This is a genomic window from Protofrankia sp. CiT1 (assembly GCF_917627335.1).
Lineage (GTDB): Bacteria > Actinomycetota > Actinomycetes > Frankiales > Frankiaceae > Protofrankia.
Genome location: NZ_CAKJTP010000159.1, coordinates 1 through 4,421, shown reverse-complemented (window position 1 = coordinate 4,421; position 4,421 = coordinate 1). Strand labels below are relative to the sequence as shown.

The 4,421-nt window shown below is 68.3% G+C and carries 3 protein-coding genes and 2 pseudogenes; 1 reads left to right on the top strand and 4 read right to left on the bottom strand.

The annotated features are described in order from the left end of the window. Positions 1-252: 252 nt before the first annotated feature. From MJ785_RS18340 to MJ785_RS18325, 4 genes and pseudogenes are all read right to left on the bottom strand, one after another. A pseudogene (locus tag MJ785_RS18340) lies at positions 253-504 on the bottom strand (helix-turn-helix transcriptional regulator); the annotation flags it as partial. Between the two features lie 146 nt (positions 505-650). Continuing rightward, positions 651-1,907, bottom strand: coding sequence for a type II toxin-antitoxin system HipA family toxin (locus MJ785_RS18335; RefSeq protein ID WP_239381972.1), 1,257 nt, complete (start codon positions 1,905-1,907; stop codon positions 651-653). Further along, positions 1,907-2,233 carry a helix-turn-helix domain-containing protein gene (locus MJ785_RS18330; protein WP_239381970.1) on the bottom strand — a complete coding sequence of 109 codons (327 nt, stop codon included), beginning with the start codon at positions 2,231-2,233 and terminating at the stop codon, positions 1,907-1,909. The genes MJ785_RS18335 and MJ785_RS18330 overlap by 1 nt, the downstream gene beginning before the upstream one ends. 57 nt (positions 2,234-2,290) lie before the next feature. Then, positions 2,291-2,462: pseudogene (locus MJ785_RS18325) on the bottom strand (IS5/IS1182 family transposase); the annotation flags it as partial. Between the two features lie 318 nt (positions 2,463-2,780). Between MJ785_RS18325 and MJ785_RS18320 the strand changes: the two are divergent. Then, positions 2,781-4,022, top strand: a complete 1,242-nt coding sequence (locus MJ785_RS18320; RefSeq protein WP_239381968.1) for an ATP-binding protein — start codon at positions 2,781-2,783, stop codon at positions 4,020-4,022. Positions 4,023-4,421: the final 399 nt, after the last annotated feature.

Below are 4,421 nucleotides of genomic sequence, written 5' to 3'. Positions count from 1 at the left end.
TCGGATACGAGGGCTGCCGCTGCTGGGGTCGTCGCCGTCCTGCTGGAACCGGGGCTTGGCCTGGCATGCTCGGGCCGCTGGCGCGGGATTGGGCGGGTCTCGGTTGCTGTGGGCGGCGGGTTCCTTGCCGTTGCCATGATCACCCGCTTAAGGTGTGCCGTGGTCGGGCGAGGTGGGCCGATTTGATGGCCGTCGCGCAGCTTCCGGGGAGCGGGCGCAGAGGCGACGGGCGGTGTCCGGTCCCGGGCCGGCTCAGCCAGAGCGTTCGATCGCTCTCCGTGTGGCGAACGCGAATTCCGAGCCGTAGCCACAGCGTTCGGCGACTGTGCTCAGTGGGGCCTTGGACTCGCGCAGCAGTCGTGCCACGGTCATCATCCGCCACCAGGTCAGGTACGCCGACGGGGGCTGACCGACGATGGTGGCGAACCGCTTGACGAAGGCCGCGCGTGACAGTCCGGCCTCCCTGGCCGGGTCCTCGACGGTCCACGGACGCCCGGGGTGGCGGTCGCGCCCAAGGCCCCGCGCCACCTGGCTCCCGCGTTGGGCGATGACCTCGACGAGGCTGCCTGACGGCGCCGCTGTGTTCGATGCGGGTGTCACTGGTGATCAGCGGCAGTCTCCGACGCGATCACACGCGCCTGCACGGATCCTCAAGGCACGCTGAGAGCGCGCGCGATCCGTCGCTGTTCGCTCTCGTAGGCCACTGCCATCCGGTCGGCCTGGCTTTTCGGGATGCCGAGCTCGGCGGCAGCCTGCCGCCAGCCCGCCGTGGCAGTCTCCACCTCCCTGACGAGGTCGCGGGCCCTCGGCGGCGACACGCGGAAGTAGCTGCCTACCGACAGCGCGATGTCGATGCTTGCGTCGGTGTTGTCGAGATCGACGGCCGTGCTCAGCCGGGCCGGGTTGTCCGGATTGGGGTTGAGGTCATAGGCAGGAGAGAGCGCCCAGCCGTCTCGCTCGCGCAGGAACGCGTGATTGCGCAGGTGGTCGTCGGTGTTCCCGGTCAGGATGGAGAACAGGATCCGCCGGTAGAGCTCACGCAGGTCGGCGTCAGCTCTCGGCGAGTAGCGTTCGACCACCTCGGCGATCTCGAGGTAGCTACGGAGGTCCCCGTCGGAGGCCTCGAGCATTGTCAGGGCGCTGGCGAACCCCAGCCGCCGCGCGCCGATACGGTCGAAGCGGCTCAGGAGCAGTACGTGCCGGCCGGCTACGGTCAGCAGTTCCGACTCCGCCACGGTAAGCCCCGCTCTCCGAGCGAGCCTCAGTTCTACTTCCTCCCAACCGGCCACGTCCCATGCGTCACTGTCCGAACGCGGGAACTTGGCGATCGAGAGCCGCCCGGACGCGTCCCGCACCGCCGCCTTGGGGCGCGCGCCGCCGAGCGAGCTACCTGCGTCGATGAGGTCGGCGAGGTCGCGGTCGACGTCGCCCTCCGTGCGGACGTGGTCGGCTGCTCGCAGGAGCCGGGCCAGGTCGATCAGCCGTGGGACCGCGTGCCGGTGCGTCGAATAGTAGGTGGCGCTTGCCGGCTGGCGAAACCTGACACCTCCCTGGCGGGTGTCGTCGCGGACGCCGAGAAGGAAGTCGGCCTTGCCAAGCGTGCGAGGCGTGGCCGCGGCGGCGCGGGCGCGTTCGCGCTCCGCACGCCTCATGAGGTTCTCGCCCCATCGGTCGGGGGCGCTGTCGGCGAACGCGTTGAAGATGGCTGACCCCGGCGGCGTGTGGAAGACGCCAGCGGCCCTGGCCAGCGCCGGGTCGAGGTCGTATCCGGCCGGGTTGGTCAGGTAGGCGTCGGCGTATCGGAACGTGGCGCTCTGTCCGCCGCGGTCGTGAAGCCACAGCGTTCCGGCGGCGGTCTCCTGCCCGTCGATCTCGACGGTGACCTCGACAGGATCCCGGCCAGCCATCAGCGCCGTACTCGCTTGGGGAGGATCTCGTCCATGCGCAGCCGGCCGACGTCGGTCTCGTACGGGTCGCTGGCCCTGACGACGGCATCCATGATCCCAATGGTGCGGAGCACCCTGAACAGGTTCTCGGTACTCGCGGTGCCCTTGCCCTGCTCGATGGCACGCAGCGTGTCCCGGGAGATCCCGGCCCGCTCGGCGACCTGGGCCGCGGTCAGCCGGTTCAGCTTCCGCCAGGTCGACACATGCTCGCCGAGCAGGCGCAGCGACCGCGCCACCGACAACGGCGTGACATGCGAGGCCCTGTCACCGACCATAGCCAGCATCATACGGGTCTACGGTGGTTAAGTTCGCCGTTAAGCGTGGCTGCCTCCGTGTGGTGGTCGTCAGGTGGTACAGCCGTGCTCGGTGTGGATGATCACGAGGGCGGCTTTCACAATCAGGCCGATCTTCCAGGGGTCGAGACTGACGCTGCGCAGGGCCATTGACGTACTTCAGGAGGGCGTTCGCACGTTCACCGGCGGCCCGTAGCGCGTAGTGGATCCTGTTGCGCTTCCTGGTCGCATGAGACTTCGAAGATCGGCGGACGGTGACGTTCGAGCACTGTCCACGAAAGCGGGGACCCTCCAAAGACCATGGTCATGACAAGCGCCCCCTTGTAGGTACGTACCTACGTTACTCGCTGGCAGGCCAGCCACCACCCCTGAGTATCAGTGCCGGGCGATGAGGGCGCTGGAGGACGAAGCACACGTAACCGAAGTTTGCAGCATTTCGGCAGCGGATGCCGTGGGAGACTGGTACTTACAGCCGCAGGAACATGGTACTCAAGGCTGCTGCACATTGGTAGTCAGCAGATGGCGGGCGGTTTGGAGTGATGTGGACGGTTCCTATCTACCTCGACTGGTGGACGCGAAGATCGGTGACATGCTCGGCGAGCTGCCGGCGGTACTGATCGTCGGCGCGCGGGCGACGGGCAAGACCACCACCGCGGCGCGACATGCTCGTAGCGTCATCCGTCTGGACGAGCCGGCCGAGGCCGTCGCCTTCCGGGCGGATCCGGACGCGGCCCTGCGCCAGTTCCCCGAGCCGGTGCTGCTCGATGAGTGGCAGGTCGTGCCGGAGGTACTGGGCGCGATCAAACGGACCGTCGACGTCCGCCCCGAGCCGGGCCGCTTCCTCGTCACCGGATCCGTGCGGGCGGATCCGCAGGCCGAGAACTGGCCCGGGACCGGGCGTCTGGTGCGTGTCGCCATGAGCGGCCTGTCCAGGCGTGAGATCGCCGGGCGGGTCGCGGGGCCGACGTTTGTCGACCGGATCGCCGACGCCGGCATCGACGCGCTGTCATCGCCGGCCGACCCGCCGGACCTGGGCGACTACCTGGAGCTGGCGTTGCGCGGCGGCTTTCCCGAACCGGCGCTGCGCCTGTCCGCCACCCGCCGGGAAGAATGGCTGGAGAGCTATCTCGACCAGCTCCTCACCCGCGACGTGGAGCTTCTGGGTGAGTCACGGGACCCGGATCGGCTGCGCCGCCACTTCGAGGTACTGGCGTTGAACTCCGCCGGCATCGTAGCCAACAAGACCGTGTTCGAAGCGGCAAGGATCAACGCGAAAACCGCCGACGCCTACGACGGCCTGCTGCGTAACCTTCTCGTCGTCGACAGCCTGCCCTCCTGGTGGACCAACCGCCTCAAACGGCTGGTCCAGGTTCCCAAGCGTTATGTGGTCGAGCCGGCGCTGATTGGTGCCGCGCTGCGGGTCGACGTCCGCGCCGCCCTACGCGACGGCGATCTGCTCGGGCGTCTCCTCGACACCTTCGTCGTGGCACAGCTGCGGGCCGAGCTGTCCGTGAGCACCAGCCGACCCCGCCTGTTCCACCTGCGCCAGGAAGGCGGTCGCCACGAGGTCGATGTCCTCGTCGAGCTCGGCGGCGGCAGGGTCATCGGGATCGAGGTCAAGGCCGACGCCGCACCCGGACGCGACACTGGCCGCCACCTCGCCTGGCTACGCGACGAACTCGGCGACCGCTTCCTCGCCGGCATCGTCCTGCACACTGGCAAACGCGTCTATCCCCTCGACACCGCCATCATCGCCGCCCCGATCGCAACCCTCTGGAACTGACAGACCGGCGAGGGTCCTGCGAGCCGGTCAGAGTTCGTCGCCGCCGAGCAGCACGTGGCCGCCGAGCCCCATCAGCGTGATGCCCGATGTCGCGGCGATCAGCCTCAACTTGCGCGGGGAACGCCGTAGCCAGGTGTGCGCGGAGCCGGCCAGCAGCGCCCAGAGGCAGTCCGAGACACGTGCGATTGCTGCGGCAGCGCCAGCATGTCCCTGGCCTCCTCACGGATCCTGCAGCGTCGGAGTCTCGCCGCCAGATGGTGTGTCTGCCCCGCCGACAGCGTCTACCCCTACATGCCTTGTTGAACTACTTCTTCGGGAAATCCGAGTCCACAGCAAGAAAAAGATCTCACCCACGTTCCGCGTCCCACACGGGGACGCGGTTCGCGTTGTGGAACACCA

Excerpts from the sequence above, each read along its gene's own strand:
- MJ785_RS18335 (WP_239381972.1), bottom strand. The coding sequence starts at position 1,907 with ATGGCTGGCCGGGATCCTGTCGAGGTCACCGTCGAGATCGACGGGCAG.
- MJ785_RS18330 (WP_239381970.1), bottom strand. The coding sequence starts at position 2,233 with ATGATGCTGGCTATGGTCGGTGACAGGGCCTCGCATGTCACGCCGTTG.